Origin of the sequence: Bacillus pacificus, from assembly GCF_020861345.1 — a bacterium.
GTDB classification, from domain to species: Bacteria; Bacillota; Bacilli; order Bacillales; family Bacillaceae_G; genus Bacillus_A; species Bacillus_A pacificus.
Genome location: NZ_CP086328.1, coordinates 1,197,459 through 1,217,539, shown reverse-complemented (window position 1 = coordinate 1,217,539; position 20,081 = coordinate 1,197,459). Strand labels below are relative to the sequence as shown.

The following is a 20,081-nucleotide window of genomic DNA, read 5'->3' as shown; positions in this document are numbered from 1 at the left end:
TCCTTATATAATTGATACGTTTTTTGTACAAACTACTTTTTTTATCATATATACTGCCTGTTCTAATTCTTCATTCGTCACAATAAGTGGTGGTAATAGTCTTATAACAGTAGGCCCTGCTTGTAATACGAGAAGCCCTTCTTTTTCTAGTTGTTCTATAAAACTTGCAACTTCATGCGTACATTCAATTCCAACCATAAGCCCCTTACCACGTATATTTTGAATACATTCGACATGTCGTAATTCCTCTTGCAACTTCTGTAATACGTACTCGCCCTTTTCCTTTACTTCTTTTAAAAACGATGGTCTTTTACTTACTTGCAATACTTCTTTCGCTGCAGCCATTGCAACATAATTCCCGCCAAATGTTGAACCATGTGATCCTGCAGGAAACGATGTTCCAAGTTCTTTCCTACCAATCATTGCTCCGACAGGAATCCCGTTTCCAAGTGCCTTTGCGACGGTAACGATATCAGGTTTTATTCCCATTTGTTCGTAAGCAAATAATGTCCCTGTTCTTCCGATCCCTGTTTGGACTTCGTCTATAATAAATAAGGACCCGAACTTCTTACATAATGCTTCAATCGCTTTCAAAAAAGATAGATCAGCAAGTATGACTCCTCCCTCTCCTTGAACAACTTCTATCATTACTGCCGCAACTTCTTCATTCATTACTTCCTCTAATGCCTTTATATCGTTAAAAGGCGTATGTAAAAAAGAGGGAAGGAGCGGACCAAATCCTTCTTTCACTTTATTTTGCCCCGTCGCACTCATCGTTCCAAATGTTCTACCGTGAAAAGACTGCTCACACGTTACGACGAGAGATTTTCCAGTATGCTTACGGGCTAACTTCAAAGCTGCTTCATTCGCCTCTGCCCCGCTATTACAGAAGAACACATAATCTAATGCTATGTTTTCTGTTAATAATGACGCGACTTCTTCTTGTAAGCTGTTTGTAAACAGGTTAGATATATGCCATATTTCATGCAGTTGCTCTTGTACAGCTTTCATAACAGTAGGATGACAATGTCCTAAATTACATACACCGATTCCTGATGTGAAATCTAAATATTGCTTACCGTTATGATCAATAACTTTCGTTCCCTTTCCCTTTACAAACTCAATCCTTCTTCTTCCATACGTTTGAAAAAGATGACTTGTCATACAATACTCACACCCCTCGTTACCGTCGTTCCGATACACTCACCTGTAACCTCGGTAAAATCCTTCGTCCCATTTACGATACTAACCTTTTGCACTCCCATTTTTAATGATGCTAGTGCTGCCTGTACTTTCGGAATCATCCCACCGGTAATAACACCATTTTCTATTAAATTCACAATTTCAAATTCATCCGTTTTCTTTAGTAACTTTCCTTCATGTAATACCCCATCTACATCTGTAATAAAAATGAGCTCTTTTGCAGATAATGCAGCCGCAATTCCAGCTGCGGCGGTATCTGCATTTATGTTATAAATCTCATTATCATTTATGCCGACCGGAGCAATAACAGGAATATAATTCATATTTATTAATCCTTTTAGTAAGGCCGTTTCGACATACCTTACTTCTCCCACATATCCTATCTCCTCACTGAAAGGTTGAACTTGAAGTAACTTGCCATCACACCCTGAGCAACCTACCGCACGTAAATTATGCTTTTGTAAATTCATTACAAGTTTTTTATTCGTACTTCCGCATAGCACCATTTGAACAATATCCATAACTTCTTTTGGTGTTACCCGTAATCCATCTTTTTTTTCTACGTTGATGTTACAATCTTTTAATTTGGCATCAATTTCTGGGCCACCGCCATGGACAATCACTACTTTATACTTCTGTTGTAATTTCTTTATACAATCAAAAAACACATCATGTAATTGATCCAACATACTACCGCCGCATTTCACTACAATATAATCGCTCATCTTCCCTCTCCTTATGTACGATAACAAGCGTTTATTTTCACATATTCATAGCTTAAGTCACAGCCCCAAGCTGATCCGGTCCCTTCTCCTAAATGTAAATACACATCAATCATAATTTCATGTTCTTGTAACCTCATTTTCATTTCCTCTTCAGAAAACATTTGAGGTTCACTATTTTTCAGCACCGCAATAGATTGAAGAGTAATATCAATTGTATTTGGGTTAATCGCGACTTCACTTTGTCCAATGGTACTAATAATTCGCCCCCAGTTTGGATCTTCACCATGTATTGCTGTTTTCACAAGACTCGAACCGACTATTTGCTTTGCAATTTTCTTTGCCTCTTCATTCGTTCGAGCTCCTAACACATTTACTTCTATTAACTTCGTAGCGCCTTCACCATCTTGTGCGATTTTTTTCGCTAAATCTTCACATACCTTCTGTAAAGCAAATATGAAAGTTTCCCAATCTGCATGTTCCATATTGATTGGTTTCGTTTCTGATAATCCACTTGCCATAACGATGACCATATCATTCGTAGAAGTATCTCCATCTACCGTAATTTGATTGAATGTATGATTCGTGATTTGTGATAATGCTGTTTGTAATACGTCATGCTCTATATGAGCGTCTGTCGTAATAAAACTTAGCATCGTTGCCATATTTGGATGAATCATCCCTGAACCTTTCGCAACACCAGCAATCACCACCTTCTTCCCATCAATCACCATTTCATAGCAAGTTTCTTTCGTTATAAGATCCGTCGTTAAGATCGCTTCAGAAAAAGAATGAGCTTCCCTTTCTTCCTTCGCTGGGATAAGAGTAGCAATCCCATTTCGGATTATATCCATCGGCAGCGGAACACCAATTACACCTGTTGAAGCTACTGCAACATAATTTTCTTTCAATCCAAAATGTTCTGCTCCTAATGTACGCATCTCGTAAGCATCTTGTAATCCTTTCATTCCTGTACAAGCATTTGCATTTCCACTATTAACGATAATAGCTTGTAATTTCCCCTCAGTCGCTATACTATCCTTCGTTACTTGCAAGGGAGCTGCTTGTATTTGATTTGTTGTATAAACAGCAGCACATGATGCTGGTGTATCACAAACGATTGCCCCTAAATCCTTTTTCTCTTTTTTCAAACCAATTGCAGTGCCAATGGCCGAGAAACCTTTTGGAGTTACAATCGAACCATTTTCTACTTTTGTAATAGACGCTACTTTAATCATCATGTCCCCCCTTATAGATAAAGCGGCATATGTTGTAAACCTGTTGTTTCTTCTAGTCCCGCTATTATGTTTGCATTTTGAATTGCTTGCCCAGCCGCACCTTTCATCATATTGTCTATAACAGAAACGACTGTCACTCTTCCTGTTCTTTCATCGTAAGCTATCCCCATATCACAATAATTTGAGCCCCTCACTTCTTTCGGACTTGGAAACTCTCCTTGCGTACGAATTCGAACAAAAGCCGATTGTTCATACGTTTCTTCATATAATTTTTGAAGTTGTTCTATTTCCATTTCTCGCTTTACTTTCGCATAAAGTGTAACCATAATTCCACGTGATATCGGTATTAAATGTGTACTAAACGTGATTGGCTTCGTTTCCCTATTCCACTCCGCAAGCATTTGCTCAATCTCAGGAACGTGTTGATGCTCATTTACTTTATAAATACGCAAGTTATCGTATAACTCAGGAAAGTGAGTCATCGTTGTTGGCGTTTTTCCTGCTCCAGATACTCCTGATTTCGCATCAATAATAATGGAATCTTCTTCAATTATGCCGCTACGAACTAATGGCAATGTCGCTAATAATGCAGCTGTAGCAAAACATCCCGGATTTGCAATTAAATTTGCATTTTGAACCTCGGACCTTTTCCATTCACTTAGGCCATATACAGCTTTACTAAGAATTTCTTCTTTTGCAGCTGTCCTTTTATACCACTGTTCATATATGAAAGGATCTTTCATACGAAAGTCTCCAGATAGGTCAATTACTTTTAAACCTACTGCTAATAATTTTGGAGTTAACTCTGCTGATACTCCTGCCGGGGTTGCCAAAAATACAATTTCTGCTTCTTTCACTATTTCCTCCGCATCAATTTCTTGTAACGTATGAACAAGAACATTTTGAAAATGCGGATATACATTTGTTATACACTCGCCAACTTGTGAAAAAGAATGGAGAGATGCTATCGAAAAATATGGATGTTGTTCTAATAACCGAATTAACTCAATACCTCCATACCCAGTTGCTCCAATAATCGCGACTTTCATATGCTCCTCCTCATATCGATTCTTTAAATTAAGTATGATTATAATATTGTATATTTATAGAGTCAATTAAATATTTATAAATTTCATAAACTTAAAAAACTTAATTTTACTAGAAAAACAATATACACAACATAATTTTTATACAAAAATATTGCATAGTAGTTTTTTTATTTCACTTCAAGTACAATAAAACAATACATACGTACATACAGGCGGGGAAAACATGAATGAAAAATTAATTGAGAAAATGATTATAAAAAGTTTTCAGCAATATCAATGTAATCCTATGTCAAATGAGGATCAGGAAATGCTTATTAAACATATTCAAACGATCATTCATTCAAATACTGAAATTGATGTATACGAGGCGGTTGAGGATATCGTTTACGATTATGTGACTGGAAAATAAAGTGAAACTTTAATCAGCCCTCACCAATCGGACTTTTATGGGCAGCCCGCCCCCCACCTAACTTCTTTGCTTTCGCTGCATTTTGAGGTGGGGGTCTTACTGCCCATTAAAGCGGGATAAAAAAAATAGGAGATTCCCATATGGAAATCTCCTATTTTTTACTTAATGATTTGCCTGCTACGCGCTCAAATAAACCTGGGAATAAAGCATAAAGTTTTGGACCAATGCCCATCCATTTCGGTAAGTTTACTTCACGCTTTTTCGTTTGCATCGCTTTTACAATTTTCTCTGCTACATATGTTGGTTTTAACATGTATCGTCCCATATTTTTCACATATGTACCGGATTGATCAGCTATTTCAAAAAAGTTTGTATCTATCGGACCTGGATTAATCGCTGTTACGAAAATATTTGTACTAGATAACTCCATGCGTAAACTATTCGTAAAGCCTAGTACTGCATGTTTCGTCGCTGCATACGCACTCGATTTCGGAGTTGCAATTTTCCCAGCAAGTGAAGCAATATTAATAATATGCCCTTCGTTTCTTTTCACCATATAAGGTAGTACCGCTTTCGTACAAGCTACTAATCCAAATACATTTACTTGGAACATATCTTTCACTTCATCCATTGATGCATCTTCAAACGTTTTAAAAATACCAAATCCTGCATTGTTTACTAATATATCAATACGTCCTACCTCTTGTAATACTTTTGAAAAAACAGATTGTACTTCCGTCTCTTCACTTACATCTAATACATAATAATAGCAAGGCGTATTATAAGTTTCTTTAATTTTGTCTGCTAGCGCTTTTAATTTCTCTTCTGTTCTAGCTATTAATACTGGAGTCGCCCCCTGCTCTGCAACTTGCATTGCAACTTGCTCTCCAATTCCACTAGAAGCACCTGTAATGACGATTACTTTATTTTGTAAACGTCCCGTCATTGCTGTCACCTACTTTGCATAATAAATCAATTGTTGCGAAGATTCATCAATCATCACTTGTTGATTATATGCTAAAAAGTCTAATTGTCCAACCGTTTCTGAAATAGTAAGTGGCAATTGTTCCTTATACAATACCGGAAATAGTTTTACACATACTTCAAATGCTGTCATTGGTTTTTCCTTTAATAACTCAAGCACTTTAAATGCACGTGTTTCTTGCTTTTGTAATCTCGTTTCAATAAGTTGTTTCACATTTAGAACATCTTCTCCATGTCCTGATAAAATGCGTGAAATATTCATTTCACTTAAACGCTTTAACGTTTGATTATATTGTAATAACGGGCGCGCCCTTTCTGTTTGTCCTTCATATGGTGGTTCTAATATTGGATTCGAAGAAATATGACTAATGAGAGCATCCCCTCCAATTAGTATTCCATCAGATTCTCTATATAATGAAATATGAGTGGAAGCATGACCCGGTGTTTCAATTACTGTAAAACCAGGCATTGAATCAATACGATCTCCCTCTCTCACAGTATGCGTTAGCGATCTATTACAAGAATATTTCAGTGTCCTTGTCGTCAATAACGCCTCGTCTTTCAAAAATGCTGCTGGAACACCAAATTGTAAAGCCGTCTCTCTAAAAAACTCATGATATCGCTTTAAAAATTCTGGATTTTGCGTGATCCACGGCTCATTCCAAGGGTGTCCAATAATGTTCGTCTTCTCAGAAAATATATTTAAAAGCCCACAATGATCCGCATGATGATGCGTAATAACTACTGTTTTAATATCTTCTATCGTATATCCTAATGTACATAACTGACTTTCTAACGCATTTCTTGCCTCTTCTGTATTCGTCCCTGTATCAATTAATGTTAATGTCTCCCCCTCAACTAAAAACACATTCACAGTTTCAACTGCAAATGGCACAGGAATCTCCATTCGGTGAATCGCCGTCATGCTTAGCCCCCCTGTCTCTTTCCGGTTCAAAAATGAATACTTCTTCAGTTTACAACTTCCTTATATATTTGTCATTATTTTCAGATAAAAAGAGGTGTTTCCTAGAAAAAAACGAATGTATGTACATTTATAAGAATTTCTAACCAAAATTAAAGGAGGAACATCATGTCTATTCAAAACATTTCCTTTCTCGGTGCGGGCTCTATTGCTGAAGCGATTATTGGTGGCTTGTTACATGCAAATGTTGTGAAAGGCGAACAAATTACTGTAAGTAATCGTTCTAATGAGACAAGGTTACAGGAGCTACATAACAAATACGGTGTCAAAGGTACACATAATAAAAAAGAACTACTTACTAATACAAATATTCTTTTTCTAGCAATGAAGCCAAAAGATGTTGCAGAAGCGCTTACCCCTTTTCAAGAAGACATACATAATAACCTGCTTATTATTTCGTTATTAGCAGGTGTTTCTACTCATTCAATTAGAAATCTACTTCAAAAAGACGTTCCGATTATTCGTGCCATGCCAAATACATCTGCAGCTATTTTAAAATCAGCTACTGCTATCTCACCTTCAAAACATGCAACAAAGGAACATATTCAAACTGCCATAGCTTTATTTGAAACAATCGGTCTCGTCTCTGTTGTAGAGGAAGAAGATATGCATGCTGTCACTGCATTATCCGGAAGCGGGCCTGCTTATATTTATTACGTAGTAGAAGCGATGGAAGAAGCTGCAAAAAAAATCGGTTTAAAAGAAGATGTTGCAAAGTCACTTATTCTCCAAACGATGATTGGTGCTGCTGAAATGCTAAAAGCAAGTGAAAAACACCCGTCTATTTTGCGAAAGGAAATTACCTCTCCTGGTGGAACGACCGAAGCGGGCATTGAAGTATTACAAGAACACCAATTTCAACAAGCGCTTATTTCTTGTATTACACAGGCAACGCAACGATCACATAATCTTGGGAAAACGTTAGAACAGTTAACAAAAGAAAAATAAAAAATGGAGCTCAATCTTACTTGAGCTCCATTTTTTATAAACATATATTTTTAGTTATTCGTCTTCCCAAAAATCTCTTCTTGCAGACGGCGACCAGTCGGTGTTGCTGCAAGTCCACCTTCAGCTGTTTCACGAAGTGCTACTGGCATCGTTTGTCCGATTCTAAACATCGCCTCAATTACTTCATCACATGGAATAGTACTCGTTACACCAGCTAATGCTAAATCAGCTGAAATCATCGCATTTGCAGCTCCTGCTGCATTACGTTTTACGCAAGGTACTTCTACAAGTCCTGCAACAGGATCGCATACTAAACCAAGCATGTTCTTTAATGAAATTGCCATCGCTGTAGCTGCTTGCTCTTGTGTTCCACCAGCCATTTCAACTGCAGCTGCAGCTGCCATTCCACTTGCTGAACCAACTTCAGCTTGGCATCCTCCCGCTGCACCAGAAATACAAGCGTTATTCGCAACAACCATACCGAAAGCTCCTGCTGTAAATAAGAATTCAATCATTTCTTCACGTGTAGGCTGCAATTTTTCTCTTAGTGCAAATAGTACACCTGGCACTGTTCCAGCAGACCCTGCTGTTGGTGTTGCACAAATAATTCCCATCGCTGCGTTTACTTCATTTGTTGCAACAGCTTTACTCACTGCGTCCAAAATCGTATCTCCAGATAAGCCTTTTCCACTCTTCATATACGCCTGAACTTTTACAGCATCTCCACCAGTTAAACCAGTTGGTGATTTCACTCCGCGAATACCACGTTCTACTGCTTGCTCCATCACGACTAAGTTCTTTTCCATACCAGCAATTACTTCTTCACGTGAAATACTTCTTGTTTCCATTTCACATTGAATCATAATTTCTGCGATTTTTACATTTTGTTCTTTAGCTTGCGCCACTAGTTCCGCTGCGTTCCGAAACATGGTGTGTCCCCCCTGCAATTATTCCATAATAGTTACTTGACAAATATTTTGTTGCGCTTTTATTTCTTCAATCACTTCATCTGCTAATATTTCATCTGTTTCGATGACCATAAGCGCTCTTCTTCCTTTTTCTTTACGAGAAACACTCATTGTACTAATGTTAATCTCGTGTTTCGCAAGGATTGAAGCTACTGCTGCAATAGCACCGAAGCGATCGTTATTTACAATAAGTAGTGCTGGACTCGTGCCTGATAATTGAAGATCGAATCCGTTTAATTCTACAACTTCAATTTTACCGCCACCAATTGAGCAAGCAACAACTTCAATTTCTTCTTCACCTTTATACAAACGAATTCTTGCTGTATTTGGGTGAGGTGCATTGGCATCCTCTTCAATGAATTCCACTTCAATTTCGCGCTCTTTTGCTATCTCTAGCGCCTCTGGAATACGTAAGTCATCTGTTTCAAACCCTAATATCCCACCTATTAGCGCTACATCTGTACCATGCCCACGATACGTCTTTGCAAATGATCCATATAATGAAATGCTTACTCTTTCTGGTTCATGACGAAACAGCTGGCGAGCAACTTGCCCCATTCGTGCTGCGCCTGCTGTATGTGAACTTGATGGACCAATCATAACTGGACCGATAATATCAAATACTGAGCGATACTTCATCATAACTCCCCCTAAACCTCTATGAAAAAATTTTTTACTATTCTATTAAGCTACCAAATCGGTTGCTTTTCCAGTTGTACTACGAATTTGTTCCGCTATACGAATTGGATCGTTTTTGAATAACAATGAAACAATCTATCCTGAAATAATACTAGTTGTCATAATAAATAAGAAACTTAGCATTACCTTCATTTAAAAATAATATAAGCTAATCCACAATAAAGTCTGGTAGCAATCCAAAGTTTAACACAGAACCACTTACAAGGATAGCATAAACAAGTGAAACTATAATCAGTGGGAGTTTTGTCCATTCCCAATAATTATTAGCCCACAACAATCGTGCTTTTACGAGCAGTTATCTCTCGCTCAAATTCCTCGCATTCGCGAATTTTGAGGTAGAGTCTTACTGCCCATTAAAGTGGGATAAATTATAATCTGCCCTCATTATAACTTGTTTTTAATAAAACGCTTACTTTTAATGAATTTTAAAAGTTCTGAATAAAAATCCATTTTTGCTATTTGTATCATTCGTATGTCGTCTGACTTATATAACAGTTTTTCTAAATAATCGATACTATGTATTTTTATCCTATATTTTCACATCATTAAAACTTTCTGTTTCATCTAATATAAGCATAAAATGATAACAGTTTTATTTTATTTTTTTTAGAAAAAAAAATGGCAACCTCTCGTCGCCATTTTTTCATATCATTATTATCTTTCTACTGGAAATGATTTTAAATCCGTAGCTATTTCTGTATTAGAAAATAGCTCTCTTGCCTCTTTCAATAATTCCTTATATGTATCCCCTTGATAACGAGAACTAATATGAGTCAATATTAATCGTTTTGCATTTGCCTGAAGTGCAATACTCGCAGCTTGCTTAGATGTGGAATGAAAATAATCATACGCTTGTTGTTCATCTTCTGCCGCAAAAGTTGCTTCATGAACTAGTACGTCAGCGTCTTGTGCCAGCTCTCTACTCGCTTCACAAAATCTTGTATCACCTAAAATGGTAATAATTCTTCCTTTTTGAGGTGGGCCGATAAAATCTTGTCCGTTTAGTATCGTACCATTTTCCAATTCAACCACTTCTCCATCTTTTAAACGCTTAAAGAGTGGACCTGGTTTCACACCCATCTCCAGCAATTTATCGACTAAAAGGGCGCCTTGTATATCTTTCTCTATAATACGATACCCAAAACATTCAATACCGTGTGACAATCTTTTCGTTTCCACATGAAATTCATTATCTTCAAACACGGTACCTTCTTCTGTTATCTCAACAATTTCAAGTGGGTATTTTACATGTGTCGTACTTACTGATAATGCTACTTCAATAAATTGTTTAATTCCTTTTGGTCCATACACTGTTAAAGGTGTAGTCCCTCCTTGAAACGAACGGCTTCCTAATAAACCAGGCAATCCAAAAATATGATCACCATGTAAATGCGTAATAAATATTTTTTCAATGCGGCGTGGACGTACTGATGTATGTAATATTTGATGTTGCGTCGCCTCGCCACAATCAAATAACCAAGTTTGTCCTCGTTCTTCTAACAATTGCAAAGCAATTGCTGAAACGTTCCTTCCTTTCGAAGGAACACCTGCACCAGTTCCTAAAAATACAAATTCCACTTTCTTTCCTCCAGCTCTTTATATAATCTACCTTTCATCTTACGGAATGTTATTTCAAATGGCAAATCGAATTTACATAACCAATCATCTAGACAACTATATATCACGAACATTATACTCAAAAAATTTGGATATCGTTCGTGTTTTATGTTAAAATGATTATACTACATTTTAAGGGAGCGTTTTATTATGAAAGAAGCATTTCGTTTACAAACTGATTTTTCATCTTCATTTGATCGCTGGGTAAGTTCTTTCGTGTCTGATCACCCAGCACAATTAGAATGGACGACTTTGAAAGAGTTAATCCATGAATATACAACAACACATACAAATGATTCGTTACCAACATATATTTCTTCAGCTTTAACATATTATGCACAACGCGTTTCAACTGCAAACAGTTCAGAGATTGTTATTTTTGAAAATGTTACAATCTCATAATCTATAACAAAAAGCACTGTGATCAGTGCTTTTTATTATGTTCATTACAATATTTATTTTCCAACCTTATTTCAAAAAAACTCCGCTTATTTCCTACTATATAGCCAAGATAAATCTATTTGAGTTTTCAAAAAATATGTTGACACTACAAAATTTCAGTGCTAACATTCAACATGTAATTGAATATGGTCTCTGTTAGGTGAGGCTCCTGTATAGAGAAACGCTGCTGCCCAAAAATGTCGAGAGACGCCAATGGGTCAACAAGAAAGGTCGGAATGAAGGCCTTTTTTAACGTAGCTGGTTTCAGTACCTATGCTATACAGTGCTAAAACTCAACGAGGGAGAGGTGCATGTATTTTGTCATACACAAAAACTGTTTTGATTTATGCTTACTAACAGTCTTTGTTGTGGACTCTTTTAACTGCGAATTCAGACCTTTACTCGTTTTGAGTAAAGGTCTTTTTACGTATATATGCACCTTACTATGAAACAAACATAGCATATTCAGAAACTACTAAATTGTACGGAGGTGAGGAACAGTTGGCAATTGATGATTCGGCCCAGATACCCATATGTTTTACGTTAATATTTCATCATGTAGGTAGGAAAGAAACTGTTCCTCCTAATTTTAAATAGTCGAGTAACAGCTTGTTTCCTCCTTCATGAAAAAGGAGGAACTACCGATGTTAAATTTACTAAGACAAGAAACGAAACATTCATACGATCAAGATTGTATGAAAACAAATCACAAATTATTAGTGGAAGTCGCAACGCAGGATGCAAACAAAGCGTTACGACTTTTAGAAACAACAGAAAATGGACTCTCTAAAGAAGAAGCGTCTCGTAGACTTTCTTTATATGGCCTTAATGAAATAGCTCATAATAAAACATCACCGTGGTACATTCAATTTCTGCTGGCATTTAAAAATCCATTTATTTTTGTTTTATTAGCTCTCGGCGCACTTTCTTTTTTCACAGATGACATACAAGGAACTATTGTCGTATCTGTAATGGTAATGCTAAGTGCAACGATTCGCTTTTTACAAGAATTTCGTTCTCAAAAAGCTGCGGATCAGTTAAAGGCTATGGTCCGAACAACGGCGAGTGTCTTTAGAATAGATGGATTTGTACACGAAACAAAAAATGTAAAAATTTTGAAGCGAACTGATCCAACGGAAATTCCAATTGAGGAACTTGTACCTGGCGATATTATTTCACTTTCAGCCGGAGACATTGTTCCAGCTGATGTGCGTATTTTATCGGCTAAAGATTTATTTGTGAACCAATCTTCTTTAACAGGAGAAGCACTTCCTGTAGAAAAATACGAAAACTGCTATCATACAGAAAATAAACATCTATTACCGAAAAGCACGAAAAAAAATTACAATCCACTCGATATGGAAAATCTTTGCTTCATGGGGACAAATATTGTAAGTGGTAGCGCAAGAGCGGTTGTCATCTCCACAAGTACCGATACGTATTTTGGCTCTTTAGCAAATAAAGTAATCGGTAAGCGCGTAGAAACAAGCTTTGATAAAGGTGTAAACAAAGTAAGCTGGCTTTTAATTACATTCATGCTTATTATGGCACCTATCGTTCTTCTCATTAACGGATTCACAAAAGGGGATTGGCAAGAAGCTTTCTTCTTCGCTATTGCAATCGCAGTTGGTCTAACACCTGAAATGTTACCAATGATTGTGACTGCTAATTTAGCTAAAGGTGCCGTTAACATGTCTAAACAGAAAGTAATTGTAAAACAGCTGAATTCTATTCAAAATTTAGGTGCTATGAACATTCTTTGTACCGATAAAACAGGAACTTTAACAGAAGATAAAGTTGTACTTGTTCGGCACTTAGATCCTAATGGTAATACATGTAATCGTGTATTACACTTTGCCTATTTAAATAGCTTCTATCAAACAGGATTGAAAAATTTAATAGATAAAGCTGTTATAAAACATACAGAAGAAATTCAAAAATTTGATCCATCCGTTTTTCAAAAACTAGATGAAATTCCATTTGACTTTGCTCGTCGGCGTATGTCCGTCATTGTAAAAAACAATTCAGGTGAACATACAATGGTCTGTAAAGGGGCTGTAGAAGAAATTTTATCTATTTGCAACTACACTGAAATAGATGGCAAAATTGCTTCTCTTACCGATGACATGCGCTTACATGTAAAACAACTAAGTGAGACTTTGAATAGTGAAGGTATGCGCGTTATTGCTGTAGCTTATAAAAAAAATAGACCAACAAATAATAAAGAGTACGCCGTACAAGATGAAAATGATATGATTCTCGCTGGATATATTGGCTTTTTAGATCCACCGAAACCATCTGCCGCTACTGCCATTCAAGCATTACAAAAACATGGTGTACAAGTAAAAATTTTAACTGGTGATAACGAAATCGTGACAAAAAAGGTATGTAAAGAAGTTGGATTAAATATTGGCGAGCCTATCCTTGGTTACGAAATCGATGCTTTACCTGATAAAGCATTAGCAAAGCTAGCCGAAGAAACAACTGTTTTTGCTAAACTAAATCCAATGCAAAAATCTCGCATTATACGAGTATTACAAGGAAACGGACACACTGTAGGTTATATGGGAGATGGCATTAACGACGCCGTAGCGTTACGGGAAGCTGACGTTGGCATATCTGTTGATACTGCAACTGATATTGCAAAAGAGTCTTCCGATATTATTCTACTTGAAAAAAGTTTAATGATATTAGAAGCAGGTATTTTAGAAGGACGCACTACATTCGGTAATATTTTGAAATACATTAAAATGACAGCGAGCTCTAACTTCGGAAATGTATTTAGTGTGTTAGTAGCAAGTGCCTTCATTCCTTTCTTGCCGATGCTTGCCATTCACCTTTTAATTCAAAACTTACTTTATGATATTTCACAACTGTCTATCCCCTGGGACAAAATGGATAAAGAGTTTTTAGAAAAACCAAGAAAATGGGATACTGCAAATTTACGGAACTTCATTATTTGCATCGGTCCCATTAGTTCCGTATTTGATATCATCACCTATGTGGTCATGTGGAACGTCTTCGGTGCAAATACAGCTAGCGAACAATCATTATTCCAATCTGGTTGGTTTGTCGTTGGATTGCTAACACAAACTTTAATTGTTCACATGATAAGAACACAGAAGATTCCGTTTATTCAAAGTACTGCATCAGTACCGGTTCTTTTATTAACCGCTTGTATTATGGTAATCGGAATTTATATTCCATTCTCGCCACTTGGAGCAGCCGTTGGATTACAAGCATTACCACTTAGCTATTTCCCTTGGTTAATAGGAATACTATTAGGCTATGCTTTCTTAACACAGTTCCTAAAAAAAATTTATATTAAAAAGTTTCATAGCTGGTTATAAAAATGAGAATGAGCGGGTGCTTCCCGCTCATTCTCAAAAACATAACTTGGACTTATATGTATGGAGGTGACCATGATGGTATGGTATGACATTGTACTAAGATTATTTATTGCAATTCTTGTAGGTGCTTGCATCGGAATGGAACGACAATGGAGACATAGGATGGCTGGGCTACGGACAAATGCTCTCGTATCACTTGGTGCCTGTATATTTGTTTTATTATCCGTCATGATTGATCACGATGCTAGCCCTTCACGTATTGCCGCTCAAGTCGTCAGTGGGATTGGTTTTTTAGGAGGCGGCGTTATTATCCGCGATGGTTTTAGTATTAGGGGGCTTAATACTGCGGCTACCCTATGGTGCGCAGCTGCTGTTGGTACTCTTACAGGCGCTGGTTTCCTCATTGCAGCTATATTAGGTGCAGCTGGTGTTTTACTAGCAAACATACTACTTCGCCCAATCGCTCTCTTTATGAATCAAAAATCAAAAGAAGAATCACCTGAACAAACGAACTACTTACTTTCTCTCACTTGTTCAGAAGAACATGAAGCCCATATTCGTTTTTTACTTATGCATATGGTAAGTTCTGAAGGCATTGGTTTAAAAGAATTGTATAGTGAAGACGTAGATTCTAATCAAAAAGTATGTATACAAGCGACATTACACTGCAACACAAATACAGCAGTCTTAATTGAAAAAATAGTGAGCAGAATGCTATTAGAATCTGGCGTTACTGCAGCTGGTTGGAAAACTTCATTAGATTTAGAAGCAAGTTGAACATAAAAGGTGTCATGATATTTACAGCTTCATGACACCTTCTACATAAACTTATTTTCTAATTTTTGCTGAAAAGACTTTTCTTGCTTACGTAATAATTGACTACCTCGTTGTAAAAGCGGCATTCCATACTTATCATTAATTTGATCAATGACAGCAAGTAGCGGCTCTTCTTTCGCATCTTCTTCAAATGAAAACAAATCTAATTGCTTCACCGATTCAGTCTTCCACTCTATTTCAGTAGCTGTAACACCTAATAAACGAACGGAATCGCCGTCCCAATGTTGCTTCCATAAACGAGAGGCCGCTTGAAAAATATCTCGTTCTTCCCAAATGGCATTTTTCAATTGCTTACTCCTCGTTACTGTCCGCCTATCATGATACTTAATCATAATCTGAATATTATAGCTGACAAGAGTTCGCTTTTGTAATCTTTTACTCACTGATTTTGATAGCCTTTCTAACATATCAAGTAATTCTTTTTCTTCATCCATATCCTTTGAAAAAGTCATCGAATTACCAACGCTTTTATGTTGTCCCATTTGACTCGGATCAACTTCTCTATCATCCACACCTTTTGCCCTTCTTTGTAAATCAACACCATGCTTTCCAATTTTAGCGCGAATGATATGTTCATTTCCTTTTGCTAACTGTTCAATTGTTTGTATATGAATATCTTTTAATTTCTCAGCTGTTTTTTCTCCAATTCCATGCATCGCTCCAACCGGAAGCGGCCAAATCATTTCTGGAATATCTCGTTTTCGGAGCACGGTAATACCGAGAGGCTTTTTCATATCAGAAGCTGTTTTTGCTAGGAAAAGGTTTGGAGCAATTCCGATGCTACACGGCAACTGTAACTCTGTTAATAACACTTGCTGAATCATCTTTGCTATTTCAAGAGGCGAACCGAGTGCGTAACAATCTGTAATATCTAAATATCCCTCATCTATTGATACTGGTTGTATTTTTTCCGTAAAACGGGAAAGGATTTGAAACATTTGAAATGAAGCTTCACGATATAATGTAAAATTAGGGCGCCTTACAACTAATTGTGGACATAACCTTTTTGCTTCCCAAAGTGGCATCGTTGTACGTATTCCATATTCTCTCGCCTCATAACTACATGTGATGATAATTCCTTTTCTTTCTTTTTCATTTCCAGCAACCGCTAACGGCTTCCCCTGTAATGATGGGTCATGAGCAATTTCAACAGATGCAAAAAAACAATTCATATCTACATGTAAAATAACACGGCCCTTTTTCGGATACATTTCTCGCATAGTACTCCCCCCAACTAGAACATTCGTTCTTTTATTATATCAAATTTTGCACAATAATTATAATAATTACTTGTTCTTTTCTATCATATTTATTGCTATAATTTAAACAAAGTGGATATATTTGTAATCAGGGGTGATTATTATGAAATCGACTGATAAACTCAATTATACGTTTCTCGTAATTATACTAATCGTCGCAATCAATTATTTACTTCTTCCTATTTTTGATATTAACATAGCTGGTTTTCTCCCTCGCCTAGTCCATGTAGTAACAACTTACATACTGCCATGGATTTTCTTGTATTGGCTTATCCGCCTTGTAAAAGCAATCGAATCAAAATAAAAAGCGTGTAAATCAGTTGTGATTTACACGCTTTTTCTATTACATTACTTCGCTACTTCTTCAATAATTGCAACAACTAATTCTGCTGTTTTCGCTAATTCTTCAACAGGAATCTTTTCATTTGTTGTATGAATTTCTTCATAACCAACTGCTAAGTTAACTGTTGGAATGCCGTGTCCTGCAATTACGTTTGCATCACTTCCGCCACCACTTTGGTGAAGAGAAGGTGTACGACCAATTTTTTCAGCTGCACGTTTTGCAACTTCTACAACGTGATCGCCATCAGCAAATTTAAATCCTGGATACATAACGTTTACTTCAACGTCTGCATGACCGCCCATTTCTTTTGCAGTTGTTTCAAATGCTTCTTTCATTTTCGCAACTTGCGCTTCCATTTTTTCATTGATTAAAGAACGCGCTTCTGCAAAGATTTGTACGTGATCGCAAACGATATTCGTTTGTGTACCACCTTCAAAACGTCCAATATTTGCAGTTGTTTCAGAATCAATACGGCCAAGTGGCATTTTCGCAATTGCTTTCGCTGCGATAGTAATTGCAGATACACCTTTTTCTGGTGCTACACCAGCATGAGCTGTTTTCCCGCGAATAATCGCATTCACTTTCGCTTGTGTTGGAGCTGCAACAACGATTTCACCAACTTTTCCATCGCTATCTAATGCATAACCGTATTTCGCAGTAATGCGCTCACGATCTAATGCTTTTGCACCAACAAGACCAGATTCTTCTCCAACTGTAATAATAAATTCAATTGTACCATGAGGGATATTTTTCTCTTTTAAAACACGGATTGCTTCGAACATGGATGCTAATCCTGCTTTATCATCTGCACCTAAAATCGTAGTACCATCTGATACGATATATCCATCTTTAATAGAAGGCTTAATTCCATTACCAGGAACTACTGTATCCATATGAGAAGTAAAGTAAATTGTATCAACACCATCTTTTGTTGCTGGTAATGTACAAATTAAGTTACCTGCACCATGCCCAGTAACAGCCATTGTGTCATCTTCAAATACTTCTACACCTAAATCTGTAAATTTCTTTGTTAATACTTTGCAAATTTCTGCTTCAAATTTCGTTTCAGAATCTACTTGTACTAACTCCATAAATTCATTTACTAAACGTTCTTGATTAATCATAAGACTGCGCCTCCTGCACTACCATTATGTATGTAACACTATTAATTATAACAGAATTTCGCAAAAGTTTCGAAATACAAGACAAAAAACAGACGGTTTATATGTCTAGATAACCATCTGCTTTCTATTACTCATTTAACAATACCCAGCGCATATGATCTTCCCACACTCCATTAACCATTAACATCTTCCTAGACACGCCCTCATACTGAAAACCTATCTTCGTCACGACTTGTATAGATGCTAAATTTCGTGGCATAATCGGTGCTTCTATACGATGTAATTGAAATTCCTCAAAAGCAACTTGAATCGCTTTTCTAAGCGCTTCTGTCGTATAACCTTTGTTTAACTCTTCCTTATCTAATTTATAGCCGAGTACACAAGATTGGTAAATTCCACGAACAATTAAATTAAATGAAATACATCCAATTATTTTCGTATCATCACCTTTTTTAAAAATCCAAAGCCTGATGATTTTACCTTCTGCGATCTCTTTTCTATCCTTTTGTAACTTTTTCTTTTGATAATCTAACGTAAAAAAATCATCCGGTCTATACTCTTCCCAGGCTTTTAAAAATTCACGATTTCTGTCGTAATATTGAAGAACTTTTTCAGCATACGACTCATCAATTTCCCTTAAATGTAAACGATTTGTTTCATATATTTTCATCATCGTATCTCCATTCTTCAGCTTGCATAACAAAAAACTTATACCCTATCATTCTTATATATTCTCTACGTACATACAAATTTCCTGTTATACTTTACACACACTTCTCGAATTTTGTCATTTCTCTCCCCCTTGTCCACAATATCATTTCTCGTTACAATGATATTGTACTGATTTGCAAGGAGGTTTAACGATGCATAAAAAAGCTCAAAAAGTTATGATTTATGTAATGCTAATTTCTATGCTTGTAACAACATTACTTGCTGGCGCAAGTATGTTTTGGTAAAAAGGACGATCTGTTCGTCCTTTTTTTACTTTTTACACATAATAAAATAAACCATCTCGAAATCGAGATGGTTTATTTTATGTAAAGCACAATCGCTACAATGCTAAAGGAAAATGACATTACAAGTGCTATCACAAAACTTGTATATTGTTTCTGCTGAAATGCCCCAATAACAAAAGTAAGATTAAGTAATGCCATACATACAATCGCTACAAGATAAGAACATATATTAAAAGTTGCCAATATGAATGTAATAATAAATAGAAATCCCATAAAAAACTGCATATACGAAAGTTTTGGATTCAAGTACATATGAGCAACTCCTTTATCTAATTTAATCTTTCTATACTCTCATTAACGCATGGTTATGTACACATGTCAAGACAACTTATTACAATAGAAAAAACCAACTTTTTCGTTGGCTTTTTCATATGCAATGGCTCCTTTTTCTTTTGCCAATTGCTGAAATGATTTTTTCGATTTTACAATCCACACCTTCGTTCCAATTGGAATACGATCAAATAAATACTCCACATCATTTTTCTTCATTCTTATACACCCTTGTGAAATATACTTTCCAATTGAACTCGGTTGGTTTGTTCCATGTATTCCATATTTACTCCCATCAGTTCCTCGTGCATTAAATCCCATCCACCTAGATCCAAGTGGATTTTTCGGTGATCCCCCTGGAATATCCTTTGCAATATAATACGGATCCTTTGCTTTCATTACAATATCAAAAGTTCCCTCTGGGGTTAATTCATTTGTTTTTCCTGTCGCGACTGGAAAAACCTTTTGAATCTTCCCATCGTCAATATAAGCTAGTTTATTCGTCGCTTTATTTACAATAATAAAAGGATCACCGGCACGTGGATTATCACCAAGGGGCCAAATAGGCGATAAAGAAAGACATAATAGGAAAGAGAGAAGATACGGCATAAATAATTCCTAC

General features: G+C 36.4%; 21 protein-coding genes, 1 pseudogene and 1 riboswitch. Of the genes and pseudogenes, 7 read left to right on the top strand and 15 right to left on the bottom strand.

The annotated features are described in order from the left end of the window. Nucleotides 1-3: 3 nt before the first annotated feature. From argD to argC, 4 genes are read right to left on the bottom strand one after another with little or no spacing between them, the layout of a single operon-like run. The gene (gene argD, locus LMD38_RS06430) at nucleotides 4-1,164 is read right to left on the bottom strand and encodes an acetylornithine transaminase (protein WP_016718444.1); all 1,161 of its coding nucleotides are present in this window, start codon (nucleotides 1,162-1,164) and stop codon (nucleotides 4-6) included. Next, a complete protein-coding gene (gene argB / locus LMD38_RS06425; RefSeq protein WP_016718445.1) occupies nucleotides 1,161-1,928 on the bottom strand; it encodes an acetylglutamate kinase in 768 nt (255 codons plus the stop codon). The genes argD and argB overlap by 4 nt, the downstream gene beginning before the upstream one ends. 11 nt (nucleotides 1,929-1,939) lie before the next feature. Continuing rightward, the gene (gene argJ / locus LMD38_RS06420; RefSeq protein ID WP_016718446.1) at nucleotides 1,940-3,163 is read right to left on the bottom strand and encodes a bifunctional glutamate N-acetyltransferase/amino-acid acetyltransferase ArgJ; all 1,224 of its coding nucleotides are present in this window, start codon (nucleotides 3,161-3,163) and stop codon (nucleotides 1,940-1,942) included. A gap of 11 nt (nucleotides 3,164-3,174) precedes the next feature. Continuing rightward, nucleotides 3,175-4,212, bottom strand: coding sequence for an N-acetyl-gamma-glutamyl-phosphate reductase (gene argC, locus LMD38_RS06415; RefSeq protein WP_016718447.1), 1,038 nt, complete (start codon nucleotides 4,210-4,212; stop codon nucleotides 3,175-3,177). Nucleotides 4,213-4,435: 223 nt separating this feature from the next. Between argC and LMD38_RS06410 the strand changes: the two genes are divergently transcribed. Further along, nucleotides 4,436-4,621 carry a YqzH family protein gene (locus tag LMD38_RS06410; protein WP_001003210.1) on the top strand — a complete coding sequence of 62 codons (186 nt, stop codon included), beginning with the start codon at nucleotides 4,436-4,438 and terminating at the stop codon, nucleotides 4,619-4,621. A 151-nt stretch (nucleotides 4,622-4,772) separates the two neighbouring features. Here LMD38_RS06410 and LMD38_RS06405 read toward each other — a convergent pair whose 3' ends face one another. Further along, a complete protein-coding gene (locus tag LMD38_RS06405) occupies nucleotides 4,773-5,567 on the bottom strand; it encodes an SDR family oxidoreductase (RefSeq protein WP_062821982.1) in 795 nt (264 codons plus the stop codon). Nucleotides 5,568-5,576: 9 nt separating this feature from the next. Beyond that, nucleotides 5,577-6,530 carry an MBL fold metallo-hydrolase gene (locus LMD38_RS06400; protein ID WP_049112518.1) on the bottom strand — a complete coding sequence of 318 codons (954 nt, stop codon included), beginning with the start codon at nucleotides 6,528-6,530 and terminating at the stop codon, nucleotides 5,577-5,579. A 165-nt stretch (nucleotides 6,531-6,695) separates the two neighbouring features. Here LMD38_RS06400 and proI point away from each other — a divergent pair, with 165 nt between their 5' ends. Continuing rightward, nucleotides 6,696-7,535 (top strand): pyrroline-5-carboxylate reductase ProI, encoded by an 840-nt coding sequence (gene proI, locus LMD38_RS06395; protein ID WP_061183935.1) that lies wholly within the window; start codon nucleotides 6,696-6,698, stop codon nucleotides 7,533-7,535. A 50-nt stretch (nucleotides 7,536-7,585) separates the two neighbouring features. On the opposite strand, the gene sdaAA is transcribed toward proI, so the two are convergent. The 4 genes and pseudogenes from sdaAA to rnz form a co-directional block, all read right to left on the bottom strand. Further along, nucleotides 7,586-8,464: an L-serine ammonia-lyase, iron-sulfur-dependent, subunit alpha gene (gene sdaAA / locus LMD38_RS06390; protein ID WP_000489463.1), complete on the bottom strand. Its 879-nt coding sequence runs from the start codon at nucleotides 8,462-8,464 to the stop codon at nucleotides 7,586-7,588. Nucleotides 8,465-8,482: 18 nt separating this feature from the next. Continuing rightward, the gene (gene sdaAB, locus LMD38_RS06385; RefSeq protein ID WP_000877446.1) at nucleotides 8,483-9,142 is read right to left on the bottom strand and encodes an L-serine ammonia-lyase, iron-sulfur-dependent subunit beta; all 660 of its coding nucleotides are present in this window, start codon (nucleotides 9,140-9,142) and stop codon (nucleotides 8,483-8,485) included. Between the two features lie 79 nt (nucleotides 9,143-9,221). Continuing rightward, nucleotides 9,222-9,479, bottom strand: a pseudogene (locus tag LMD38_RS06380) (hypothetical protein). 377 nt (nucleotides 9,480-9,856) lie between these two features. Beyond that, nucleotides 9,857-10,780: a ribonuclease Z gene (gene rnz / locus LMD38_RS06375; protein WP_000397447.1), complete on the bottom strand. Its 924-nt coding sequence runs from the start codon at nucleotides 10,778-10,780 to the stop codon at nucleotides 9,857-9,859. A 189-nt stretch (nucleotides 10,781-10,969) separates the two neighbouring features. Here rnz and LMD38_RS06370 point away from each other — a divergent pair, with 189 nt between their 5' ends. The 3 genes from LMD38_RS06370 (at nucleotide 10,970) to LMD38_RS06360 (ending at nucleotide 15,387) form a co-directional block, all read left to right on the top strand. Further along, nucleotides 10,970-11,221 carry a DUF3932 family protein gene (locus LMD38_RS06370; protein ID WP_014893524.1) on the top strand — a complete coding sequence of 84 codons (252 nt, stop codon included), beginning with the start codon at nucleotides 10,970-10,972 and terminating at the stop codon, nucleotides 11,219-11,221. A gap of 184 nt (nucleotides 11,222-11,405) precedes the next feature. After that, nucleotides 11,406-11,573, top strand: a riboswitch (M-box (ykoK) riboswitch). A 331-nt stretch (nucleotides 11,574-11,904) separates the two neighbouring features. Continuing rightward, the gene (mgtA, locus tag LMD38_RS06365; protein WP_016718449.1) at nucleotides 11,905-14,610 is read left to right on the top strand and encodes a magnesium-translocating P-type ATPase; all 2,706 of its coding nucleotides are present in this window, start codon (nucleotides 11,905-11,907) and stop codon (nucleotides 14,608-14,610) included. A 75-nt stretch (nucleotides 14,611-14,685) separates the two neighbouring features. Then, complete coding sequence (locus LMD38_RS06360; protein ID WP_029141190.1) at nucleotides 14,686-15,387, top strand: MgtC/SapB family protein; 702 nt, start codon at nucleotides 14,686-14,688, stop codon at nucleotides 15,385-15,387. A gap of 41 nt (nucleotides 15,388-15,428) precedes the next feature. Here the strand turns inward: LMD38_RS06360 and LMD38_RS06355 are convergent, their stop codons facing one another. Continuing rightward, nucleotides 15,429-16,667, bottom strand: coding sequence for a DNA polymerase IV (locus LMD38_RS06355; RefSeq protein WP_016718451.1), 1,239 nt, complete (start codon nucleotides 16,665-16,667; stop codon nucleotides 15,429-15,431). 142 nt (nucleotides 16,668-16,809) lie between these two features. Between LMD38_RS06355 and LMD38_RS06350 the strand changes: the two genes are divergently transcribed. Further along, nucleotides 16,810-17,010: a hypothetical protein gene (locus tag LMD38_RS06350; RefSeq protein WP_016718452.1), complete on the top strand. Its 201-nt coding sequence runs from the start codon at nucleotides 16,810-16,812 to the stop codon at nucleotides 17,008-17,010. Nucleotides 17,011-17,054: 44 nt separating this feature from the next. Here LMD38_RS06350 and LMD38_RS06345 read toward each other — a convergent pair whose 3' ends face one another. Both LMD38_RS06345 and LMD38_RS06340 read right to left on the bottom strand, forming a co-directional pair. Beyond that, nucleotides 17,055-18,173: a tripeptidase T gene (locus LMD38_RS06345; RefSeq protein WP_000609808.1), complete on the bottom strand. Its 1,119-nt coding sequence runs from the start codon at nucleotides 18,171-18,173 to the stop codon at nucleotides 17,055-17,057. Between the two features lie 127 nt (nucleotides 18,174-18,300). After that, complete coding sequence (locus tag LMD38_RS06340) at nucleotides 18,301-18,846, bottom strand: GNAT family N-acetyltransferase (protein WP_001993297.1); 546 nt, start codon at nucleotides 18,844-18,846, stop codon at nucleotides 18,301-18,303. A gap of 190 nt (nucleotides 18,847-19,036) precedes the next feature. Between LMD38_RS06340 and prli42 the strand changes: the two genes are divergently transcribed. Next, nucleotides 19,037-19,129, top strand: coding sequence for a stressosome-associated protein Prli42 (gene prli42 / locus LMD38_RS06335; RefSeq protein ID WP_000549038.1), 93 nt, complete (start codon nucleotides 19,037-19,039; stop codon nucleotides 19,127-19,129). 72 nt (nucleotides 19,130-19,201) lie between these two features. On the opposite strand, the gene LMD38_RS06330 is transcribed toward prli42, so the two are convergent. Both LMD38_RS06330 and LMD38_RS06325 read right to left on the bottom strand, forming a co-directional pair. Further along, on the bottom strand, nucleotides 19,202-19,441 hold the full coding sequence (locus tag LMD38_RS06330; protein ID WP_000281165.1) for a DUF3894 domain-containing protein: 240 nt from the start codon (nucleotides 19,439-19,441) through the stop codon (nucleotides 19,202-19,204). A 66-nt stretch (nucleotides 19,442-19,507) separates the two neighbouring features. Further along, on the bottom strand, nucleotides 19,508-20,068 hold the full coding sequence (locus LMD38_RS06325) for a L,D-transpeptidase (protein WP_001146556.1): 561 nt from the start codon (nucleotides 20,066-20,068) through the stop codon (nucleotides 19,508-19,510). Nucleotides 20,069-20,081: the final 13 nt, after the last annotated feature.